Source organism: Mesorhizobium sp. NFR06 (assembly GCF_900115245.1).
Classification (GTDB): domain Bacteria; phylum Pseudomonadota; class Alphaproteobacteria; order Rhizobiales; family Rhizobiaceae; genus Mesorhizobium.
In genome coordinates this window covers 41,989-60,962 of sequence record NZ_FOVT01000020.1, presented here as the reverse complement: position 1 = coordinate 60,962, position 18,974 = coordinate 41,989, and the positions used below count along the sequence as shown (strand labels likewise).

Sequence of the window (18,974 nt, the reverse complement as noted above, 5' to 3'; positions counted from 1 at the left end):
CGTCCCCATCACCAATCATCGTCATGAACACGATTCGATCCGTCTGCGTCTATTGCGGCTCGTCTCCGGGCCGCGACGAGGCCTATATCAAGGCCGGCCACATACTCGGCCGCTCGCTTGCCAAATCCGGGTTGCGCCTGATCTATGGCGGCGGCACCAAGGGTATCATGGGCGCTGTCGCCGACGGCGCGCTCAAGGCCGGCGGCAAGGTCACCGGCATCATCCCGCGCTTCCTGATCAACAAGGAGGCGACCGAGACTGCCCTCGACAAGCTCGACGAGCTTTTGATCACCGACAACATGCACGAGCGCAAGCACAGCATGTTCGAAAAATCCGACGCCTTTGTGGCGCTGCCCGGCGGCATCGGCACGGTGGAGGAAATCGTCGAGATCATGACCTGGGCGCAGCTCGGCCATCATCGCAAGCCGATCGTCTTTGCCAATGTAAAGGGATTCTGGGACCCGATGATGGCGCTCCTCGAGCACATGTCGGGGGAAGGCTTCATCCACACCGCGCACCGGGTGAAGCCGCTAGTGGTCAACGACCCCGCGGCAATCGTCGCCGCCATCATGGTGGCCGGCTCGTCGGTCGACGCGCCGACCGAGGGGGTGCGGGCGGTGATAGACAAGATGTAGGCAGTAGGGATCGGGCAGTAGGCAAATAGGAAAGAGCACCTACTGCCTACTGCCTACTGCCTGCTGCCCTCCTCAAATCCCCAATCACTGCCCGCCGGTCATTCTTCCGCCAGGCGAGATGGATCGACACGCTGCGCTTGAACCACGGCAGGTCGCGGAAGATCACGCCGGGGGGTGCCGCGCTTCGCAGGCTTTCCTGCACCGTCGCCAGGCCGAGGCCGGCGCTGACCAAGCCGAGCGAGGTCAAGGGATCGGCCGTCTCGTAAACGATATCAGGAACGAAGCCGGATTCGGCGCAGGCCGCCAGGAACTGCGCTCGGTTGGTGTCGCCGGGCTGGCGCACGACGGTGATCCAGACGCGCCCGTCGAGCTGGCCCGGCGCGATGTCGGCTACATCGACCAGCGGATCGCCCTCGGGGATTGCCAGAACCAGCGGCTCGCGCCGCACCAGCTCGCTCTCAAGATCCGGATCGCCCTCCGGCGCCGGCGCATAGACGAAACCGAGGTCGAGCACGCGCTGCCTCAGATCCTCGAACTGCGCCGCCGTGCGACGGCTGCGCAGCTGCAGATGGAAATCCGGCCGCGCGCGGCGGAAATCCTTCAGCATGGTCGCGACCAGCCCGGCATGCACCGCGCCCTCAACATAGCCGATGGCCAGACTGCCTGTGGCGCCGCTGGCGAGGTTGCGGCCGAGCTCTTCCAGCCGCGCCGCATTGGCAAGCAACGCGCGGGCTTCGGCAAGGAAAGCCCTGCCCTCGGCATTGAGATGGACGCGCTGCTTCGCCCGCTCGAACAATGTGACGCCGAGCTGTTCCTCGAGCTGCATGATCTGCCGGCTCAAGGGCGATTGCGAAATGTGCAATTGCTCGGCGGCGCGGCCGACATTGCCGGCCTCGGCGACGGCGATGAAATATCTTATCTGGCGCAGGTCGAGCATCTTTCGCCTCCACGGATCAAGACTCTGAAGGTCTCAACTATAGCCTAATCAGTCTTGGACAGTCTGGTCAGGCGGCGCGATATCTCCCTCAGAAACCGGCCACAAGGAGATCGCCATGCAGTTCTTTGCCCTACTCACCCGCAACACCCAGAAGTTCAGCGACGCCGATTTTGCGCCGCTGCTGCCACCCGAGTCCGAACAGCGCAAGACGCTTTATGCGCAAGGCGCGGTGCGCCAGATCTGGAATCGCGGCGACGTCCCCGGCAGCGGCATGATGTTCGAGGCGGCCGACGAAAACGAAGTGCGCGGCCATCTCGCCACCTTGCCGCTGATCGAGGCCGGCATGATGGACATCGCGTCGATCGTGCCGCTCAACCCTTATCCGGGGTTCGGACCGAAGCGCTAACTGGGCATCAGGGAGAGGCTGTCGCCTTGTGCTGCAGCCTCACCACCTCGGAGCCGTGATCGCGCCAATCGTTCCCCTTGCCGGTAACGGAACCGTCGTTATTGTCGCGCCGATCCGAAATACAGGGACGAGAGCATCTATGAAACTTGGCTTTGTCGGCACGGGCGCGTTGAGCTCGGCGATCGTCACCGGGTTGAAATCGCTGCCGGGCGAGACGACGCCAGTGGTGATCTCGCCGCGCAACGAGGCGATCGCGGCCGACCTCGCCGCGCGCTTCCCGGATGTGCGCATTGCCGCCGACAACCAGGCGGTGCTCGACCAATCCGACACCGTCATGCTCGCGGTGCGGCCGCAGATCGCGCGCGAAGTGCTGCGGGAATTGCGGTTCCGGCCGGACCATCATGTCGTCAGCCTGATCGCCACGATATCGCGCGGGGAGATCGCCGCGCTTGTCGCGCCGGCGACACAGGTGACGAAAGCCCTGCCCATGCCGATGATCGCCCGCTTGCAGGGCGCGACGATCATCTGTCCGCCGGACCCGATCGTGACGGCCTTCTTCGGTAGGCTGGGCGGCGTGATCGAGGTCGAGGATCAGGACGAGTTCGACGCGCTCAGCGTCGTCACCGCCACCTATGCCAGCTATTTCAAATATCTCGACACGATCCACGCGTGGGTGCGGAGCCAAGGTGTTTCGAGCGACAAGGCACGCGCCTACATCGCCAGCATCTACAAGGCGTTGGCCAACGCGCCGGACACGGCGCCGGACGAAGATTTCATGCATCTTTCGCAGGACTATGCGACGCGCGGCGGCATCAACGAGCAGGTGCTGCGCGAGTTGAGCGAGCGCGGCACGTTCGATGCCTTTGCCGAGAGCCTGGGGCGCGTGCACAAGCGCATCGCGGGCGAGTGATCGCAAGCCGGCGCCAATCGCAGGAACATCGTCTTTAGACAAAATGGCCACAAGGCCTTAGGAGACCAATCCAGATCGCCAACGGCGCGCGCTCAAGGACCGAGCCCGTCGTTCGACAGCCGTGCGCACGCGGGCGGGCACTTCGCTCAGCATGTCGTGCATGGCCACGACTTTCCTGCTAGCTGTGGGCGAGAAAATTTCCGACAAGGCGCGACGGCGGGCTTTCGGCCTCGATGATCGTCAGCAAGGAAATCCAATTGAAGGGCAGCTTCCGCTTCGACACGCAATTCACCCCTGGCCGTCGACCTGATCGGCCGGCACGGATCGATGTTGCCCCGCTGCCCGGCGACAGGCCGCCGATCGCCGCGGCTCGAAAAGTCTTCGAGCCGGCGAGCGACAAATCGATGAAGGTGCAAATTGCATTCGACTGATTATCTCGGCCGCCTGTTCGGCCTCGAAGGCAGGCATGCCTTCATCACCGGCGCCAGCCGCGGCCTGGGCCTCGCCTTCGCCGAAGCGCTGGCCGGCGCCGGCGCACGCGTCACCATCGGCGGCCGCAAGGCGCAGGAGTTGAAGGCGGCCGGCGATCGCTTGCGCGCCGAGGGCCACACCATCGCGGAATCGGTGATCGACGTGACCGATACGCAGTCGGTCGAGCAGGCAATCGCGGCTGCGGAAGCCGGCATCGGGCCCATCGACATCCTGGTCAACAATGCCGGCATCCAGCGCCGCGCGCCGCTGGAAACGTTCAGCGACGCCGACTGGGACGCGCTGATGGCGACCAATCTCGACGGCGTGTTCAAGGTGAGCCGCGCTGCCGTGAAGGGCATGATCGCGCGCCGCAAGGGCGTCATCATCAACGTCTCCTCGGTGCAGAGCGCGCTCGCCCGCCCCTCGATCGCGCCTTACGCGGCGAGCAAGGGCGCCATCACCATGCTGACCAAGTCGATGGCCGGCGAATGGGGCCAGTACGGCGTGCGTGTCAACGCCATCGCGCCGGGTTATTTCAAGACCGAGCTCAACGCCGCCCTGGTCGCCGACGAGACATTCTCGACCTGGCTCACCGGCCGCACGCCGATGCGGCGTTGGGGCGACGTGGAGGAACTTGCGGGCGCCGCGGTGTTCCTGGCGTCGGACGCCGCGAGCTTCGTGACGGGGCAGACGCTGCTCGTGGATGGCGGGATCACGAGTGTATTGTGAGAGGAGTGGCGACGCCCGTCAAAGGGGCAGGTTCGCCTCCCCCACCGACAGATGCTGCTCGACGGGCGGATCAATCTTGGGACCCCTGGCGAATCCGGCCAACACCCGATCCACCGCCAGCCTGCCCGCCCCGCTCAGCGCCAGGATGAACATGCCGCCGGCGATGGCGAGGTCCTTCTCGAAATGCAGCAGTTCGTTCTGGCTGGCAAAATTGGTGTGGAAGAGGCCGGCCGTCATCAGGCAGAACAAGCCGAGCCCGATCGCGCCCAGCCGCGCCAGTATGCCGAGCGCCACCGACAGGCCGGCGCCAAGCTGCAGTGCAATGGTGGCGACAAGCAGCGGCGTGCCGACGCCGAGTGCTGCCATCGCCTTCTGGGCGCCCTCGAAATGGGTCGCCAGCTCCAGCCCCTCATGCACGAAGATCAGGGACAAAAGCAGCCGGCCGGCAAGCAAGGCCACGTCCCTGGCGCGCAGCTTCCCGGCGAGTTCGGTCGGTGTCATGGGTCCGCTCCATTTGCTGGAAACAGGCAGCGTCGCGCCCCGATGGACGCGCGTTGAGGTTGAATAGGTCGGAGCCGGCGCGAGGGAGAGGAACGCCGGCTCCGGTTTTCGGGCGCTGCCGCCGTGGCGCCCAAAAATTCAGTGCTCATGGGGGCAAGGTCGGCGCCAGGTCCCCCTCTCCGGCCGCTTCGCGTCCACCTCTCCCCCACTTTGTGGGGGCGAGGAAACGGGCCGCCTACTTCGTCACCTTGGTGTCAATCGCCTGCTTGAGGTCGGAAAGCTCCTCGCAGCCCGCCGGGCAAAGCTTTTGCAGCGAGGCGAGCTGGTCATTGGCCTTGGCCATGTCGCCGGTCTCGACATAGAGCTCGCCCAGATATTCATGCGCCGCCTTATGGTCGGGCTTAAGCTCCAGCGCCTTGGTGTAGTAGGTCAGCGAGGTCTGGTAGTCGCCGGTCTTGCGCAGCGTGAAGCCGAGCAGATTGTAGACATCGGCCTGCTGAGTGTCCTGCGCGAGGTCGCGCAGGTCGGCCAGCGCGCCCTTGTAGTCCTTGGCTTCGATCTTGGCCTTGACGGCGGTCAGGTCGGGCGCGTCGGCGCCCTCGATGTCGTCCACGGCATAGGCCGGAACGGCAATGGCGATCGGGGCCGCGGTCAAGACCGCAATGGCGCCGAGCACCGCGAAAAGTGCGTGTTTCATTGGAGTTGTCGCTTTCTCGTCAGGATCTGATTCAGATCGGATTTTCCGGTCAGATCTCGGTTGGGGTGAAGGCGTAGGCGTTGCCGTCCTTGACGAAGCTGCCTGTGCCCGGGAACGGGAAGTGCGAGCCGCAGATGCGGACATTGTCGGCAATCACCTGGTCGATGATCTTGTGGCGCGTCGTGATCGCCATCGGTCCGTCCTGGTCGTAGCTGCCCTGCCATTCGGGATGCGGAGCAAGCAGCGCCGGCACGTACATGGTGTCGGCCGAGACGAGGAACTGCTCGGAGCCGGCGTCGACATGGTAGACGGAATGGCCGGGCGTGTGGCCGGGCGCCGCCATGAGGCGGATGCCGGGCACAGCTTCGGTGCCGTCATCGACCAGCTTCCAGTTCTTCCATTTCGGGAAGTTTTCGGCGATGCGCTTGCCCGCCGGCTTGCGGCCCTCGGGCAGCTTGGCGAGCCGGCTCGGATCGGTCCACCAATTGTATTCGGTGGCGTTGACGATCAGCTCGGCATTGGGGAACACCGGGTCGTTGGTGCCCTTCTCTATCAGGCCCCAGACGTGGTCCGGGTGGAAGTGCGAGATCATGATGGCGTCGATCGACTTGTAGTCGATGCCGGCGGCCTTCATGTTGGCCGGCAGATGCGTGGCGTTGGCCTGCCACTGGCCGACGCCCGAGCCGGCATCCATCATGATGGTACGGCCGTTCATCTTGAGAACGACGACGGTGAGCGGGATCGGCATGAATTCGGTGGTCAGCCCCGCCTTGGCGAGCGCTGCCTTGGTGTCGTCGACCGACACGTCCTTGATGAAGGCCGGATCGTGCGGCTTGCGCCAGATGCCGTCATAGACGGCGGTGACCTCGAGCGAGCCGACCTTGTATTTGTAGAAGCCGACCAGCGGCTCGACCGGGGTCTCGGCGTGAGCGGCCGGCGCGAATTCGAGCTTGCCGGCAATGCCGAAGGCGGCCGCCGCGGCGGCGGATCCGAGCACCATGCGACGCGTCATATTGAACATCAGAAATCTCCTCTAATGGCTTGCGGGTTGCTGCAGGTTTCAGGCGGCAGTTCATTGGTTTGCCGCATGTCGTTGCCCCGAAACCGCTGCGCAGGGTGACATGCGCGGATATGGCGGAGGGCCTCCGACGGCTGCGGAAACCGGAGCCGGCCCTCATTGGGATCAGGACCTCTGTCCTGACTCCTGGGGAGGACCTTGAGTCCCACCGGGATCAGGACCTGCGGTTCTGACCCATGGTCAGCGACCCCAGATGCCCTGGCCGGGCTCTTCCGCAGCAGACTTGGCCGCCGCGTCGCGGCGGGCCGTTTCGGGCTTGGCGATCGAAGCGGTGGTGGCGGCGGCGGCCTGCTGGCCGGCATTCGTCGCGGTGAAGTGGTCGCTGCCGGCGAAGGCGCCGCCGGTGGCGACGAGGATGGCGGCCGCGGCGAAGACGATCATGTTCATGTGGGTGTTCCTTCCGGGTTGGTTGCTGCGTGCCTTGGAGGATGGCCTCGCTACACAGCAAGACCCGGACGGCCCGGGCTTTATTCCCGGAGCGCGGAAGAATTTTGGGATTCACGAAATCAGGATATGGACCGCCCGGGCGCCGGCCGTCATCGAAGTGTCGCACGCAAACGGGTCGCGCATGCTAGAAACGCTGCCTGGCCGCCCCCCGCGACCCCGACTGCATCAAGAGCCGGCGAAGCCGCCATGAACATCTCCCTCCCCGCCGAAGGGACCGACCTCTCGCCCTACCTGCCGGACGAGCACGGGCTGTTCTTCATCTACCATTTCAAGGCCGATGGTTCCCGCACCAAGGATCCTGCCGAGGCGCACTGGACCTGGCGAAGCTACCAAATCACCGACCTGCGCGCACGCCAGGAGATCGGCGCCGAGCAGGCCCTGCCGGCGTCGGTGCGCGACGCCTTCCTGTCGCCCAGCCACGGCTGCCAGATAGATTTCGAGGACGACTTCCTCTATGGCGACCTGCCCGACCTCAGGCACGATTTCGCGGAGGCGCGCGGGCTCACCCATTTCCGCTTCGCCTTCAACGACAAGATGCTGGTCGGCGCCCGCAAGCAGCCGCTGGAATCGGTCGACAAGATCCGCAAGCAGGTGGAGAGCGGCGCGCGCAAATTCCGCACGCCGGCCGAGCTGATCGAGGCGGTGATGGGCCAATCGCTCGACGGCATGGCGGTCGAGCTCGACAAGATGGGCGACACGCTCGACGGCATCGAGGACCGCATCGTCGTAGACGCATGGCATAGCGAGCGGCAGGCGCTGGTCGACGCACGCCGGCAGTTGGTGATCATCCACCGGCAGATGGCGACGCTCACCAACCTCTTCCGCCATCTCGACCACTCGCATCGCGACGAGCTGCCGGACCCGATCAACGAGATGGCCGCACGGCTTTCGCACCGGGCGCACACGCTGCATCACGACGGCGAGCAATTGCAGGCGCGCACGCGCCTGTTGCAGGACGAGCTGATGGCCAAGCTGACCGAGCGGTCGAACCAGCTGCTCTACGTCCTCTCCGTCATGACGGCGGTGCTGCTGCCGATGACCATCATCTCGGGCCTGTTCGGCATGAATGTCGGCGGGCTGCCGCTGGTCGACACGCCGATGGGTTTTTGGGTGGTGACGGCGATTTCGGTCGTCATCGCCGGCATCGTCTATATGTTCGTGCGGCGGCTCGGGCGGGTGTAGCGCTACGCTCTTGCTCGCAAATCCTCGACGATGGTGCCGACCGCACTGACTTCCGCCTCGTGGCCCGGCTCACGCCACGTCTCGGCAAGCCCGGCCGCGTACCATTCGCGCATGGCCGGCAGGTCGAGCAGCCGCTTCGGATAGGCAGCGGCCGCACCCTCGAAAGCCAGGCCATAGGACTGCGCCCTGAACGCAACGGGGGCGAAGAAGGCGTCGATCGCGCTGAAGCGGGCGCCGGTCAGGAACGGCCCGCCAAAGCGCGCAAGGCCATCGTTCCACAAGTCTCCCATGCGGAAGATGTCGTGCTTCAGCGCATCGGACATCGGTGCCAGCTCAACGCGCACGCCGCAGCTCATCGGGCAGTCATTGCGCAGGGCGGTGAAGCTGGAATGCATCTCGGCGGCGGCCGAACGCGCCCAGGCGCGCGCCTTGGCGTCCGCCGGCCAGACGCCTTGATGGCGTTCGGCAAGATATTCGACGATCGACAGCGAATCCCAGACCGCCCAGCCGTCATCGACCAGGCACGGCACGCGGCCATTGGGCGAGAACGACCGAAAGAGGCTGAAGCTCGGTCCGGTCGGGAACGGCGTCAGCCGCTCCTCGAAGGGAATATCGAGGACACGCATCAGCAGCCAAGGCCGCAGCGACCAGGACGAATAGTTCTTGTTGGCGATATGCAGAACGTACATCGGGCGCCCTCTTGTCTATCGTGTCGCGGAGGCCGGTTGGCGAACCTCGCGGCCCCTGAACATCGACCAGCTGTACATCGCCAGCGCCGCCCAGATCAGCGCGAAGGCGATGGCCTGGGTCGTGCCGAACGGCTCATCGAAGATCAGCACGGCGATCAGGAACACCATGGTCGGCGCGATGTATTGCATGATGCCGATGGTGGACAGGCGCAGCAGCCTGGCGCCGAAGGCAAAGAGCAGCAGCGGCACCGCGGTGATCGGACCGCAGCCGATCAGCAGCGCGGTGTCGGCACCGGCGCTGGAAATGAAATGATCCTGGCCAGTGGCGATCAGGTAGGCGATGTAGCCGAGCGCCGGCACGGAGAGCAGCAGCACTTCGAGCAGGAAACCCTGGCTCGGGCCGATCGGCAGTGTCTTGCGGAAGAAGCCGTAGGCGGCGAAGGAAAAGGCAAGTGCCAGCGACACCCAGGGCAGCTTGCCACCCTCGATGGTGAGCACCGTCACCGCGATCGCGGCCAGCGCAACGGCTGCGATCTGCAGCCGGTCGAGCCGCTCGCCGAGCAGCACCGCTCCGACGACGACGCTGACTAGCGGGTTGATGTAATAGCCGAGCGCTGTCTCAACGGTGCGGTCGACCGCGATTGCCCAGACATAGATGCCCCAGTTGATTGAGATCAGCACTGCCGTCAGCGCCGCCATCGCAAGGCTCTTCGGCGAGCGGATCGCCGCCTTGAAGTCGGCGGTGCGGCCGGCCCAGATCAGCACCGCCGCTGCGATCGGCACCGACCAGACGACCCGGTTGGCGATCACCTCCGCAAGCGGCAGATGCGCCACCGCCTTCATGTAGAAGGGCAGCAGCCCCCAGAGGAAATAAGCGCCAAGCGCCAAAAGAAAGCCGCGGCGGGCCTTGGCGTCTTGATCGAGATCGGCTGTTGCGGTCACCATGGCCCAACGCTATGGCCCAGCGGGCTGTTCAAGACCATCACAAAATTATGATGGATCAATGGACTTTTTGTGATGGTTCAAGCGGCTTTCGCAGGCCCCTCTCCCCGCTCCGCGGGGCGAGGACAGGAGGCGGTGCTACTCCGCCGCCACCAGCCCGGCCATCTCGCGGTTCTTCATCAGCTTGTAGACGATCGAATCCATCAGCGCCTGGAAGGACGCGTCGATGATGTTTTCCGAGACGCCCACCGTCCACCAGCGGGCGCCGGTGGAATCATGCGATTCGACCAGGACGCGGGTGATGGCCTCGGTGCCGCCGTTGAGGATACGCACCTTGAAGTCGGCAAGCTCGAGATCGACGATCTCGCTCTGGTACTTGCCGAGATCCTTGCGCAGCGCGATGTCGAGCGCGTTGACCGGGCCATGACCCTCGGCCACCGACATTTTTTCTTCGCCATCGACCTCGACCTTCACGATCGCCTCGGAGACGGTCTTGAGATTGCCGTTGGCGTCGAAGCGGCGCTCGACCATGCAGCGGAAGGAGGTGACGTTGAAGAACTCCGGCAGGCCGTGCAGCATCTTGCGGGCGAGCAGCTCGAACGAAGCGTCGGCGCCCTCATAGGCATAGCCTTCGGCCTCGCGCTCCTTGACGACCGAGATCAGCGCGTCGAGCCGGTGGTCGTCCTTCGGCACATCGATGCCGCGCCGCTTCAATTCGGCGAGGAAATTGGCCTTGCCGCCCTGGTCGGAGACCATGACGCGGCGACGGTTGCCGACCGCCTCAGGCGGCACGTGCTCATAGGTCGCCGGCTCCTTGGCGAGCGCCGAGGCATGGATGCCCGCCTTGGTCGCAAAAGCGGACGAGCCGACATAGGGCGCCTGCGCTTCCGGCGCGCGATTGAGCAACTCGTCGAAGGCGCGGGAGAGCCGCGAAATGCCGGTCAGCGCCTCGGCCGAAATGCCGGTCTCGAAGCGATCGGCGAAGGCCGGCTTCAGCGCCAGCGTCGGCACGATCGAGATCAGATTGGCGTTGCCGCAGCGCTCGCCGATGCCGTTCAGCGTGCCCTGGATCTGGCGCACGCCCGCCTCGACCGCGGCGAGCGAATTCGCCACCGCCTGGCCGGTGTCGTCATGGGCATGGATGCCGAGATGGTCGCCGGGAATGCCGCCGGCGATGACTTTGCCGACGATTTCGCGCACTTCCGAAGGCTGCGTGCCGCCATTGGTGTCGCAAAGCACCACCCAGCGCGCGCCGGCGTCATAGGCGGTTTTGGCGCAGGCCAGCGCGTAATCGGGATTGGCTTTGAAGCCGTCGAAGAAATGCTCGCAGTCGACCATGGCTTCCTTGCCCGCGCCCACCGCCGTCTCGACCGAGGCCTTGATCGATTCCAGGTTCTCCTCGTTGGTGCAACCGAGCGCGACGCGCACATGATAGTCCCAGCTCTTGGCGACGAAGCAGATGGCGTCGGACTTCGACTGTACCAGCGCCGCCAGCCCCGGATCGTTGGAAGCCGAGACCCCTGCCCGCTTGGTCATGCCGAAGGCGACGAAGCTGGCATTTGCCGTCCGCTTTTTCTGGAAGAAGGCGGTATCGGTCGGATTGGCGCCCGGATAGCCGCCCTCGACATAGTCGACGCCGAAATCGTCGAGCAGCTTGGCGATGGCGATCTTGTCCTCGACGGAAAAGTCGATGCCCGGCGTCTGCTGGCCGTCGCGGAGGGTGGTGTCGAAGAGATAAAGGCGTTGTTTTGTCATGACAGTAACTCGAAAGGCCGCCGTAGAGCACGAACCTGCATGGTTATTTCCCCGCAAACCCATCCGTCGCGCGGATCAGCCGATCCTGTATCCCCGGCTCCGAATAAGCATGGCCGGCGCCCTCGATGAGGTGGAAATCCGCCTTCGGCCAGGCCTTGTGCAGCGCCCAGGCGTATTTCGCCGGGCACGGCATGTCGTAGCGGCCATGGACGATGGTGCCGGGGATGTCCTTCAGCTTCCACGCATCGCGCAGCAACTGACCTTCCTCCAGCCAGCCGGCATGGACGAAATAATGGTTCTCGATACGGGCGAAGGCCAACGCATAGTCGTCCTGGCCGAACGGCGTGCTGGTCTCGGGCTCGGGCAGCAGCGTGATCGTCTCGCCTTCCCACAGGCTCCAGGCAAGCGCGGCCTGAACTTGAGCCTTGCGGTCGGAGCCGACAAGCCGCTTGCGGTAGGCGGCCATCATGTCGCCGCGCTCGACCTCGGGGATGGGTGCTACAAAACGCTCCCATTTGTCGGGGAACATTTCGGAGACGCCGAACTGATAATACCACTCGAGCTCGGCGCGGGTCAGCGTGTAGATGCCGCGCACGACGAGCTCGCTGACACGTTCCGGATGCGTCTCGGCATAGGCGAGCGCCAGCGTCGAACCCCAGGAGCCGCCAAACACAAGCCATTTGCCGAAGCCCGCCATCTCACGCAGCCGCTCGATGTCGGCGACGAGATGCCAGGTGGTGTTGGCCTCCAGCGAAGCGTTGGGCGTCGATTTCCCGCAGCCGCGCTGGTCGAACAGGATGACGTCGTAGAGCTTTGGATCGAACAGCCGCCGGTGCTTTGGCGAGATGGTGCCGCCCGGGCCGCCATGCAGGAACACGGCGGGCTTGGCGCCCCTGGTGCCGCAGCGTTCCCAATAGATGGTGTGGCCGTCGCCGACATCGAGCATACCCGACTCGAACGGCTCGATCTCGGGATAGAGCGTACGCAAGGAACTGCCGTGGATCGTCATAGTTTCAAGCCATGCTGCGGCCAGTTGGCCGTCTCGTGGTCGGGATGCTGGAAGGAGATGATCTGCTCCTGCCGCCGATAGAAGTCGGGGTCGTCGAGGACCGGCGCCTCGAAGATCTTCTCCACCCAGGGCAGGCGAACCGCGTAGTTGACCTGGATCTGCGGCGCGAGATCGGAGCGGTCGTCGAAGGCGCCGATGGCGATCTCCAGCGCGCCCGGCTGACGATAGGTCAGCGGCGTGCCGCAGCGCGCGCAGAAGCCGCGATCGATGTTGACCGACGACTGGAAGTAGCTCGGCTCCTCGTGGGTCCATTCGACGCCGTCCTTCGGCACCGTCACCAGCGCGCCGAAGAAATTGCCGAATTGTTTCTGGCACATGCGGCAATGGCAGATGGACGCACGCCCGAGCTTGCCCTTGATGCGGAAGCGTACGGCGCCGCACTGGCAACCGCCGGTTCGAACTTGATCGGTCATGGTGTTTCCTCCGGCGGCCATTGGTCGGTGTCGTGATCGGGATGCTGATAGGAGACGAGCTCGGCGAGATAAGGCGCCGAGGCGATATCGGCCATCGTGTCTTCGCCCGGCAATTGGGGAATTCCATCGACGTAAGGGAGCTTCGCCTCGATGCCCCATTGGACGGTCGGGACAATGCCGGACGGATCGTCGAAGGCGGCGATTGCCAGCGCCATGCCGTCCGGCGCCTCGAAGGTCAGCGGCGTGCCGCATTCGGCGCAGAAGCCGCGCCAGACGGCATTGGATGAACGGAAGCGCTTCGGCTCGCCGCGCGTCCAGTCGAGCTTCGCGCCGCGCACCGAAACCAGCGGCAGATAGAAGTTGCCGCTCGCCTTCTGGCACATGCGGCAATGGCAGACCGAGGCGTCGCCCAATGTCCCCTCAACGCGGAAGCGCACGGCGCCGCACTGACAGCCGCCTGTATAGACCGGCCGGTTGTCGAGGCTCATGATACACTCCGGGTCATCGGTTCACTCCGGGCCATAGCAGACCGCCTCGACATTGTTGCCGTCGGGATCGAAGACGAAGGCGCCGTAATAATTGGGGTGGTAGTGCGCCCGCAGGCCGGGCGCGCAATTGTCCCTGCCGCCGGCGGCAAGGGCGGCCGCATGGGACGCGTCGACCTCGGCGCGGCTGCGCGCGGTGAAGGCGACATGCTGGGCGGTCCTGGGTTTGTCGGTTCCACCGCTCAACCAGAACACCGGCCGGTCGCGGCCGTAACCGCCGACCTTGGCGCCGCCGGTATATTCCTCCGGCACCATATAGAGCAGCGAAGCGCCCAGCGGCGCCATCGCCTTGTCGTAGAAGGTTTTGGACCTGTCGAAATCGGAGACGGTGATCCCGAGATGGTCGATCATGGAACGAGCTCCTGCGTTGGTGGCGCGGGCACATCGGCCACGCCGGCCACGATGACGATGTGCTGGCAGACATTGTCGATATCGCGGATCACGTCGTCGTTCCAGAAGCGCAGGATGGTCCAGCCGCTGGCGGCTAGATAGGCGCTTCTTGCTTCATCGTATCGTGAGTGCTCTGCATCCGCGTGCTGGCTGCCATCGACCTCGACTATCAGGCGATGTGTCGAGCAGGCGAAGTCAACAATGTAAGGCCCTATCGGCACCTGCCGCCGAAAGCTCATGCCCATCAGCCGATGGGCGCGTAACTCGTTCCAAAGCTTCAGCTCGGCATCGGTCATTGCGCGCCGCATCGATTTGGCGTTTTTGCGCTGACGGGATGGAACGAGGTCGTGGCCCATGGCTACACGACCCCACGTTGAAGATTAGCGAAACCGCAGGCGAGAGCTAATCTCCCCCCTTGCGGGGGAGATGTCCGGCAGGACAGAGGGGGGTGCTGTCCCGCCAACGTGGCAGTTGGAAAGAGCTGCTTTCTCTGGGAGTGGCGGCGAGTGTAGAAGCGGGCAAGCCGAAACGCTGGCGTTCCTTCACACCCCCCTCTGTCCTGCCGGACATCTCCCCCGCAAGGGGGGAGATCAGCTGTCACGAGCGCTTTCGCCAATCGCCAAAGTACCCTCACCGCTTGATCTCCCACGTCGTCACGCGCTCACCGGTAACCGGATCCTTGCCGTCCTTGAGCTGCACGCCCTGCGCCAGGAGTTCCTCGCGCATGCGGTCGGCTTCGGCCCAGTTCTTGGCGGCAATCAGCGCAAGCCGGTCGGCGATCGCCTTGGCGACCGCGGCCTCGTCCACCTTCGCCGCCCCGATATCGAAGCCGAGGAAGGCCAGCGCCGCCTTCAAGGAAGCAGCGGCTTTCTCGCCGGCGGGGCCGGCATCGATCGCCTCGCCGGCAAGCTGCGTCAGCCGCTGGAAGGCGGCGTAGGTGGCGAGGTCGTCGGAGAGCGCTTCCACCACCTCGGCCGGCAGGTCCTCCGCGGCCGCGGGCGCGAAGTCCGCGGCACGCTTCCATTTGCGCAGCGTGTTTTCCGCTTCCTCCAGCTTGCGCACGGAAAAGTCGATCGGCTCGCGGTAGTGCGTCATCAGCATCGCCAGCCGCAGCACTTCGCCCGGCCATTTGCGGCCGCCGAAAGTCTCGGTCTCCAGCAGTTCGTGGATCGAATAGAAATTGCCCAGGCTCTTCGACATCTTCTGGCCTTCGACCTGCAGGAAGCCGTTGTGCATCCACACATTGGCCATGACCTTGGTGCCGTGGGCGCAGCGCGACTGGGCGATCTCGTTCTCGTGGTGCGGGAAGATCAGGTCGAGCCCGCCGCCATGGATGTCGAAGACCTCGCCAAGATAGGCGGCAGACATGGCCGAGCACTCGATATGCCAGCCCGGCCGGCCCCTGCCCCATGGGCTTTCCCAGCCGGGCTCCTCCGGGGTCGACAATTTCCACAGCACGAAGTCGCCGGGGTTCTTCTTGTGCGCGTCGACCGCGATGCGAGCGCCCGCTTGCTGCTCGTCGAGGTTGCGCTTCGACAATTCGCCATAGTCCGGCATCGAGGCGGTGTCGAACAGCACCTCGCCGCCGGCGACATAGGCGTGGCCGCGCTCGATCAATTGCCGGATCAGCGACAGCATGTCGACCTTGCCGTCGGCGCGGGGCGCGACGAATTCGGTCGCGCGCGGCTCGTAGGTCGGCTGCAGGCAGCCGAGCGCGGCAACATCCCGGTGGTACTGGTCAGCGGTCTTTTCGGTGACCTTGCGGATGGCGTCGTTGAGCGAAAGCCTTCCGGCCGCGATCTCTGCGCCGAAATCGCGAAGCGCGCGTGTGTTGATCTTGTCGTCCACGTCCGTGATGTTGCGCACATACGTGACGTGGTCCTCGCCGTAGAGATGGCGCAACAGACGGAAGAGAACGTCGAAGACGATCGCCGGGCGCGCATTGCCGACATGGGCAAAGTCGTAGACGGTCGGGCCGCAGACATACATGCGCACATTCTGCGGATCGATCGGGATGAATCGTTCCTTCGTCCGCGTTAGCGTGTTGTAGAGACTGAGGCCCTTCGATGCGTCAGACATGCGTGCTCCGATTCCCTGGACTTGGATGGAACCTCCTTGCGCCAAGGCGCAAATCGGGTTCCAGCCTGCTGGCCGGGGCGTTTGTCCAATCTAGGGAAAGATGAGGCGAAAACGTCCGGACCAGCGCGAGGCTAGCCAATAATGCAAATGCCACAAATGGCGAAAGACGTTTTCATGGGCGGCTTTATCGCGCTGGCGGGTGTTGCCGTCAAGTCGCTCAACTTAGGAAAAATGTCGTTGGATCACAGGTAAAGACCGGCCGAAACATTTTATTAAACATGTCGGCACAGTGATGAAACATTCGCCGGCTAGACCCGCCAGATGTCACGATTTGGTCGGAATCGGCCGCCAAACGCTGAACACGAAACTGTTACCAGGGAAGAGAACAATGGCTCGCAACAAGCAGGAACAGACCCGAACGGCGCAACCGGCCTTGGCCAGCCACTATCGCGCAATCGGCCCGGCTGCCATCGTCGCAGCCCTCCTCCACACCGCGAAGAAGAAGAAGCCGGCGCAGAAGATCGTCTCGCCGCGCGCTGCCTGAAAAGGCACGACCGGCGCAGTCTCCGATCCTGGACGCCGGCGATGAGGGCGCGAACGAGCGCCCTGGAGATGAAGGCCCTGCAAGCAGCCTCTCGAGGCCAGCAGCCTTCGCTGGTTTGACGCAATTGCCGACGGAAAACCGCTCCACACTTTTCCTGGAATTGCTTAAAACAAGCTCATCTGGTTCTCGTCCGCGCCGGGCTTCCGGCGACTGACTTTTTCGGCTTGCGGCCCGACGACGCCGCGCTCCTGAATCTCCGGCCCGGTTTTGGCGACCTTATTGACCAGGTCGGAAACCGGAATTGCCTCGAAGAAATCGGGCTCGGCGGGCTTCAGCAGATCGAGCACGTCGCGCGGCTCCTGCGTGCGGCAATCGAGCCAGCGGGCGAAGTCACGCTCGTCGATTACAACCGGCATGCGGTTGTGTATGTGCGCGATGCCGGCATTGGCCTCAATCGTCAGAATCGCCCCGGTGTCCATCTCCGAGCCGCCCGGTTCGGCATAGGTCTCGATCAACCCGGCGAAGGCGACGACCCCGCCCTGCTTCGGCCGGATCCAGTAGGGTTGGCCCCCTTTGCCGCCCGATTGCTGCCATTCATAGAAGCCGGAAGCCGGAACCAGGGCGCGGCGATGGCGCATGGCGGTCTTGAACGAGGCCTTTTCCAGCACGCCTTCCGAGCGGGCGTTGAAGAGCAGCGGAAAAGCCTTGGTGTCCTCGACCCAGGTCGGAATCAGGCCCCAGCGCACCAGCATCGCCTGACGGTCCGGCAGGTTGGAACCGGGCGACCGTTGCGGCCCGGCGAGCGCCATCAGCACCGGCTGCGTCGGCGCGATGTTGTAGCGCGCCGGGAATGCCTCCAGTTCGGCCAAGCCGAGGAAGGCGGCGGTCCGGTCCGGCGTCGCGGTCAGGGCAAAACGTCCGCACATGCATCTGCGCTCTTGATTGATGTGCCATCAAAGTGGCGATGGAACCGCCGCGCTGCAACGGTTAAAACCCGGTCGGATCAACCGGTCCACAACACAGGCTGCGGAAAGACTCGGCGACCTCATGGAACAGCGCAAGATCATACCAGCCGTTTCCGTCGCCGTCATACGCGGCGAGACGGCGCTTCTGGTCAAGCGCGCGCGAGCGCCATCGCAAGGGCTCTACGCCTATCCCGGCGGCAAGGTCGAATCCGGGGAAACGCTTGCGCAAGCCGCGGCGCGCGAGTTGCGGGAAGAGACCGGCCTCGATGCGAAGGACTATCGCGCGTTGCGCGACATCCATATCGACGGCCGTGCCGACAACCATCCGGTCGATTATCTGCTGACGGTATTCGGCGCCGCCTATGCCGGCGGCGAGCCCGTAGCCAGCGACGATGCCGAAACGGCCGCCTTCTACACGCTGGCGGAAATGGCGGAAATGCCGCTCGCCGGTGACGTGTTGTCGGTCGCTGAAGAGTTGCTTGGACCGTTGCAAAACGCCCGGCGATAGGCGTTAAAAATCGCCTTGCAGGGAGTAAAATGATTCGCCACAAAAGCCCTGCCCTTTGATCGCAAGGCTTTGATGACCCGCGCTTCCCCTCTCCTCGCCGCGTGCCTTGCCATCAGCATGGCTGTCGCGGCGCGGCCGGCGTTCGCGGCCGAGTCGCCGTTCGAGCCCGGGCTGATGCGGCTGGCGGAAGTGCTGGGGTCGCTGCATTTCCTGCGCAACCTGTGCGGCGAGAAGGGCGATCAATGGCGGCTTGAAATGGAAAAGCTGCTCGAGTCGGAGAATCCAGACCCTGACCGGCGCGCCCGTTTCATCGCCTCGTTCAATCGCGGCTACCGCTCCTTCAGCGGCACCTACACCCAGTGCACGTCTTCGGCGACCGAAGCCATCGCCCGCTATATGAAGGAAGGCGAGACGTTGTCGCGCGACATTGCTTCGCGTTACGGGAATTGAGGCCGGGCGGGCCGCTGCAGCGTGTTTCGCGCAGTTTTTGCAACAATCGGCGCTAACGCCACGTGCCTTATTGTCCCAGTCTGAGGCAATCATATGTTGCACTTGTGCAACAGCATTAATGAAACGTTAGCGCGCGATTGTGGAATTAACTCAAACTGAAGGTTTTGATGCCGCAAGACGGTCTAATCGGCTAAGCTCGACACCAATTGAGCGCAGTTTCGCTCGCGACGTAGATTTCGACCCTAAAAATGTCGTATTTACAAAGACTTAGTTGAGGCTGCGGACGAACTGACAGCCCCAAGCCGGGATCGATCATCGGATCGCCGCTTGCAGAAGGTGGACATCGCAATGGAACATGGTGTCAGCGACATCGACGCGTTGGTCAGGGAGGAAAAGCGCCTGACCGCCGTGGAGAGCCACAGCGAAGCCTGGGCGGAGGGCCTGTCGGCTGGTATCGAACCGGAAATCATCGCCGAGGCAGCGCTGGAAACCGCTTTCGGCGAGATGCTGCGCGCCAATGGCGAGACCTCGGCGCTGGCGCTCCTCGACCGCATGCGCGAGAAGGTGATCGCCGGCGCGTTCGAGCCGGAACGCCTCAAGCACTAGCCGCCTGTTTCGACAGCGACTTTTGA

General features: G+C 64.3%; 25 protein-coding genes. 10 read left to right on the top strand and 15 right to left on the bottom strand.

The features are described 5' to 3' along the window. Nucleotides 1-23: 23 nt before the first annotated feature. Nucleotides 24-635, top strand: coding sequence for a TIGR00730 family Rossman fold protein (locus F3H96_RS26370; RefSeq protein ID WP_149804599.1), 612 nt, complete (start codon nucleotides 24-26; stop codon nucleotides 633-635). A 46-nt stretch (nucleotides 636-681) separates the two neighbouring features. On the opposite strand, the gene F3H96_RS26365 is transcribed toward F3H96_RS26370, so the two are convergent. Continuing rightward, nucleotides 682-1,572 carry a LysR family transcriptional regulator gene (locus F3H96_RS26365; RefSeq protein WP_149804598.1) on the bottom strand — a complete coding sequence of 297 codons (891 nt, stop codon included), beginning with the start codon at nucleotides 1,570-1,572 and terminating at the stop codon, nucleotides 682-684. A gap of 115 nt (nucleotides 1,573-1,687) precedes the next feature. Here F3H96_RS26365 and F3H96_RS26360 point away from each other — a divergent pair, with 115 nt between their 5' ends. From F3H96_RS26360 to F3H96_RS26345, 4 genes are all read left to right on the top strand, one after another. Then, the gene (locus F3H96_RS26360) at nucleotides 1,688-1,978 is read left to right on the top strand and encodes a muconolactone Delta-isomerase family protein (RefSeq protein ID WP_149804597.1); all 291 of its coding nucleotides are present in this window, start codon (nucleotides 1,688-1,690) and stop codon (nucleotides 1,976-1,978) included. A 139-nt stretch (nucleotides 1,979-2,117) separates the two neighbouring features. Further along, complete coding sequence (locus F3H96_RS26355; protein WP_149804596.1) at nucleotides 2,118-2,888, top strand: pyrroline-5-carboxylate reductase; 771 nt, start codon at nucleotides 2,118-2,120, stop codon at nucleotides 2,886-2,888. Nucleotides 2,889-3,121: 233 nt separating this feature from the next. Beyond that, entirely contained in the window at nucleotides 3,122-3,319 is a 198-nt protein-coding gene (locus F3H96_RS26350; protein WP_149804595.1) for a hypothetical protein, read from the top strand. After that, nucleotides 3,306-4,088, top strand: coding sequence for a glucose 1-dehydrogenase (locus tag F3H96_RS26345; protein ID WP_149804594.1), 783 nt, complete (start codon nucleotides 3,306-3,308; stop codon nucleotides 4,086-4,088). Before F3H96_RS26350 ends, F3H96_RS26345 begins: the two co-directional genes overlap by 14 nt. Before the next feature lie 18 nt (nucleotides 4,089-4,106). Here the strand turns inward: F3H96_RS26345 and F3H96_RS26340 are convergent, their stop codons facing one another. The 4 genes from F3H96_RS26340 to F3H96_RS26325 form a co-directional block, all read right to left on the bottom strand. Beyond that, a complete protein-coding gene (locus tag F3H96_RS26340) occupies nucleotides 4,107-4,589 on the bottom strand; it encodes a DoxX family protein (protein ID WP_149804593.1) in 483 nt (160 codons plus the stop codon). 235 nt (nucleotides 4,590-4,824) lie between these two features. Then, on the bottom strand, nucleotides 4,825-5,286 hold the full coding sequence (locus tag F3H96_RS26335) for a tetratricopeptide repeat protein (protein ID WP_149804592.1): 462 nt from the start codon (nucleotides 5,284-5,286) through the stop codon (nucleotides 4,825-4,827). A gap of 49 nt (nucleotides 5,287-5,335) precedes the next feature. Beyond that, nucleotides 5,336-6,307, bottom strand: a complete 972-nt coding sequence (locus tag F3H96_RS26330; RefSeq protein ID WP_149804591.1) for an MBL fold metallo-hydrolase — start codon at nucleotides 6,305-6,307, stop codon at nucleotides 5,336-5,338. A 237-nt stretch (nucleotides 6,308-6,544) separates the two neighbouring features. After that, a complete protein-coding gene (locus F3H96_RS26325) occupies nucleotides 6,545-6,751 on the bottom strand; it encodes a DUF680 domain-containing protein (protein ID WP_149804590.1) in 207 nt (68 codons plus the stop codon). Nucleotides 6,752-6,997: 246 nt separating this feature from the next. Here F3H96_RS26325 and F3H96_RS26320 point away from each other — a divergent pair, with 246 nt between their 5' ends. Beyond that, complete coding sequence (locus F3H96_RS26320) at nucleotides 6,998-7,993, top strand: transporter (protein WP_149804589.1); 996 nt, start codon at nucleotides 6,998-7,000, stop codon at nucleotides 7,991-7,993. A 2-nt stretch (nucleotides 7,994-7,995) separates the two neighbouring features. On the opposite strand, the gene F3H96_RS26315 is transcribed toward F3H96_RS26320, so the two are convergent. The 9 genes from F3H96_RS26315 to cysS form a co-directional block, all read right to left on the bottom strand. Then, complete coding sequence (locus F3H96_RS26315; RefSeq protein ID WP_149804588.1) at nucleotides 7,996-8,682, bottom strand: glutathione S-transferase family protein; 687 nt, start codon at nucleotides 8,680-8,682, stop codon at nucleotides 7,996-7,998. A 15-nt stretch (nucleotides 8,683-8,697) separates the two neighbouring features. Further along, nucleotides 8,698-9,627, bottom strand: a complete 930-nt coding sequence (rarD, locus tag F3H96_RS26310; RefSeq protein WP_149804587.1) for an EamA family transporter RarD — start codon at nucleotides 9,625-9,627, stop codon at nucleotides 8,698-8,700. 135 nt (nucleotides 9,628-9,762) lie between these two features. After that, entirely contained in the window at nucleotides 9,763-11,379 is a 1,617-nt protein-coding gene (gene cimA / locus F3H96_RS26305) for a citramalate synthase (protein ID WP_149804586.1), read from the bottom strand. Between the two features lie 43 nt (nucleotides 11,380-11,422). Further along, a complete protein-coding gene (gene pip, locus F3H96_RS26300) occupies nucleotides 11,423-12,388 on the bottom strand; it encodes a prolyl aminopeptidase (protein WP_149804585.1) in 966 nt (321 codons plus the stop codon). Further along, on the bottom strand, nucleotides 12,385-12,861 hold the full coding sequence (locus F3H96_RS26295) for a GFA family protein (protein ID WP_149804584.1): 477 nt from the start codon (nucleotides 12,859-12,861) through the stop codon (nucleotides 12,385-12,387). Before F3H96_RS26295 ends, pip begins: the two co-directional genes overlap by 4 nt. Further along, nucleotides 12,858-13,349, bottom strand: coding sequence for a GFA family protein (locus F3H96_RS26290; protein WP_149804583.1), 492 nt, complete (start codon nucleotides 13,347-13,349; stop codon nucleotides 12,858-12,860). Before F3H96_RS26290 ends, F3H96_RS26295 begins: the two co-directional genes overlap by 4 nt. Before the next feature lie 21 nt (nucleotides 13,350-13,370). After that, the gene (locus F3H96_RS26285) at nucleotides 13,371-13,757 is read right to left on the bottom strand and encodes a VOC family protein (protein WP_149804582.1); all 387 of its coding nucleotides are present in this window, start codon (nucleotides 13,755-13,757) and stop codon (nucleotides 13,371-13,373) included. Then, the gene (locus F3H96_RS26280) at nucleotides 13,754-14,152 is read right to left on the bottom strand and encodes an endonuclease domain-containing protein (RefSeq protein WP_149804581.1); all 399 of its coding nucleotides are present in this window, start codon (nucleotides 14,150-14,152) and stop codon (nucleotides 13,754-13,756) included. The genes F3H96_RS26285 and F3H96_RS26280 overlap by 4 nt, the downstream gene beginning before the upstream one ends. 274 nt (nucleotides 14,153-14,426) lie before the next feature. Further along, the gene (cysS, locus tag F3H96_RS26275; protein ID WP_149804580.1) at nucleotides 14,427-15,875 is read right to left on the bottom strand and encodes a cysteine--tRNA ligase; all 1,449 of its coding nucleotides are present in this window, start codon (nucleotides 15,873-15,875) and stop codon (nucleotides 14,427-14,429) included. 388 nt (nucleotides 15,876-16,263) lie between these two features. Here cysS and F3H96_RS26270 point away from each other — a divergent pair, with 388 nt between their 5' ends. Further along, a complete protein-coding gene (locus F3H96_RS26270) occupies nucleotides 16,264-16,419 on the top strand; it encodes a hypothetical protein (RefSeq protein WP_149804579.1) in 156 nt (51 codons plus the stop codon). Nucleotides 16,420-16,583: 164 nt separating this feature from the next. Here the strand turns inward: F3H96_RS26270 and F3H96_RS26265 are convergent, their stop codons facing one another. Further along, nucleotides 16,584-17,345, bottom strand: a complete 762-nt coding sequence (locus tag F3H96_RS26265; protein WP_149804578.1) for an SOS response-associated peptidase — start codon at nucleotides 17,343-17,345, stop codon at nucleotides 16,584-16,586. Nucleotides 17,346-17,466: 121 nt separating this feature from the next. Here F3H96_RS26265 and F3H96_RS26260 point away from each other — a divergent pair, with 121 nt between their 5' ends. The 3 genes from F3H96_RS26260 to F3H96_RS26250 all read left to right on the top strand — a co-directional run bounded on the left by F3H96_RS26260 (nucleotide 17,467) and on the right by F3H96_RS26250 (nucleotide 18,948). Further along, complete coding sequence (locus F3H96_RS26260; RefSeq protein ID WP_149804577.1) at nucleotides 17,467-17,892, top strand: NUDIX hydrolase; 426 nt, start codon at nucleotides 17,467-17,469, stop codon at nucleotides 17,890-17,892. A 72-nt stretch (nucleotides 17,893-17,964) separates the two neighbouring features. Beyond that, nucleotides 17,965-18,342 (top strand): TIGR02301 family protein, encoded by a 378-nt coding sequence (locus F3H96_RS26255; protein WP_149804576.1) that lies wholly within the window; start codon nucleotides 17,965-17,967, stop codon nucleotides 18,340-18,342. Between the two features lie 348 nt (nucleotides 18,343-18,690). Continuing rightward, a complete protein-coding gene (locus F3H96_RS26250) occupies nucleotides 18,691-18,948 on the top strand; it encodes a hypothetical protein (RefSeq protein WP_040984202.1) in 258 nt (85 codons plus the stop codon). Nucleotides 18,949-18,974: the final 26 nt, after the last annotated feature.

Excerpts from the sequence above, each read along its gene's own strand:
- F3H96_RS26325 (WP_149804590.1), bottom strand. The coding sequence starts at position 6,751 with ATGAACATGATCGTCTTCGCCGCGGCCGCCATCCTCGTCGCCACCGGC.
- rarD (WP_149804587.1), bottom strand. The coding sequence starts at position 9,627 with ATGGTGACCGCAACAGCCGATCTCGATCAAGACGCCAAGGCCCGCCGC.
- F3H96_RS26255 (WP_149804576.1), top strand. The coding sequence starts at position 17,965 with ATGACCCGCGCTTCCCCTCTCCTCGCCGCGTGCCTTGCCATCAGCATG.
- cysS (WP_149804580.1), bottom strand. The coding sequence starts at position 15,875 with ATGTCTGACGCATCGAAGGGCCTCAGTCTCTACAACACGCTAACGCGG.
- F3H96_RS26360 (WP_149804597.1), top strand. The coding sequence starts at position 1,688 with ATGCAGTTCTTTGCCCTACTCACCCGCAACACCCAGAAGTTCAGCGAC.
- F3H96_RS26330 (WP_149804591.1), bottom strand. The coding sequence starts at position 6,307 with ATGTTCAATATGACGCGTCGCATGGTGCTCGGATCCGCCGCCGCGGCG.
- cimA (WP_149804586.1), bottom strand. The coding sequence starts at position 11,379 with ATGACAAAACAACGCCTTTATCTCTTCGACACCACCCTCCGCGACGGC.
- F3H96_RS26370 (WP_149804599.1), top strand. The coding sequence starts at position 24 with ATGAACACGATTCGATCCGTCTGCGTCTATTGCGGCTCGTCTCCGGGC.
- F3H96_RS26280 (WP_149804581.1), bottom strand. The coding sequence starts at position 14,152 with ATGGGCCACGACCTCGTTCCATCCCGTCAGCGCAAAAACGCCAAATCG.
- F3H96_RS26290 (WP_149804583.1), bottom strand. The coding sequence starts at position 13,349 with ATGAGCCTCGACAACCGGCCGGTCTATACAGGCGGCTGTCAGTGCGGC.
- F3H96_RS26260 (WP_149804577.1), top strand. The coding sequence starts at position 17,467 with ATGGAACAGCGCAAGATCATACCAGCCGTTTCCGTCGCCGTCATACGC.
- F3H96_RS26295 (WP_149804584.1), bottom strand. The coding sequence starts at position 12,861 with ATGACCGATCAAGTTCGAACCGGCGGTTGCCAGTGCGGCGCCGTACGC.
- pip (WP_149804585.1), bottom strand. The coding sequence starts at position 12,388 with ATGACGATCCACGGCAGTTCCTTGCGTACGCTCTATCCCGAGATCGAG.
- F3H96_RS26250 (WP_040984202.1), top strand. The coding sequence starts at position 18,691 with ATGGAACATGGTGTCAGCGACATCGACGCGTTGGTCAGGGAGGAAAAG.
- F3H96_RS26335 (WP_149804592.1), bottom strand. The coding sequence starts at position 5,286 with ATGAAACACGCACTTTTCGCGGTGCTCGGCGCCATTGCGGTCTTGACC.
- F3H96_RS26315 (WP_149804588.1), bottom strand. The coding sequence starts at position 8,682 with ATGTACGTTCTGCATATCGCCAACAAGAACTATTCGTCCTGGTCGCTG.
- F3H96_RS26270 (WP_149804579.1), top strand. The coding sequence starts at position 16,264 with ATGGCTCGCAACAAGCAGGAACAGACCCGAACGGCGCAACCGGCCTTG.
- F3H96_RS26350 (WP_149804595.1), top strand. The coding sequence starts at position 3,122 with ATGATCGTCAGCAAGGAAATCCAATTGAAGGGCAGCTTCCGCTTCGAC.
- F3H96_RS26320 (WP_149804589.1), top strand. The coding sequence starts at position 6,998 with ATGAACATCTCCCTCCCCGCCGAAGGGACCGACCTCTCGCCCTACCTG.
- F3H96_RS26265 (WP_149804578.1), bottom strand. The coding sequence starts at position 17,345 with ATGTGCGGACGTTTTGCCCTGACCGCGACGCCGGACCGGACCGCCGCC.
- F3H96_RS26365 (WP_149804598.1), bottom strand. The coding sequence starts at position 1,572 with ATGCTCGACCTGCGCCAGATAAGATATTTCATCGCCGTCGCCGAGGCC.
- F3H96_RS26340 (WP_149804593.1), bottom strand. The coding sequence starts at position 4,589 with ATGACACCGACCGAACTCGCCGGGAAGCTGCGCGCCAGGGACGTGGCC.
- F3H96_RS26355 (WP_149804596.1), top strand. The coding sequence starts at position 2,118 with ATGAAACTTGGCTTTGTCGGCACGGGCGCGTTGAGCTCGGCGATCGTC.
- F3H96_RS26285 (WP_149804582.1), bottom strand. The coding sequence starts at position 13,757 with ATGATCGACCATCTCGGGATCACCGTCTCCGATTTCGACAGGTCCAAA.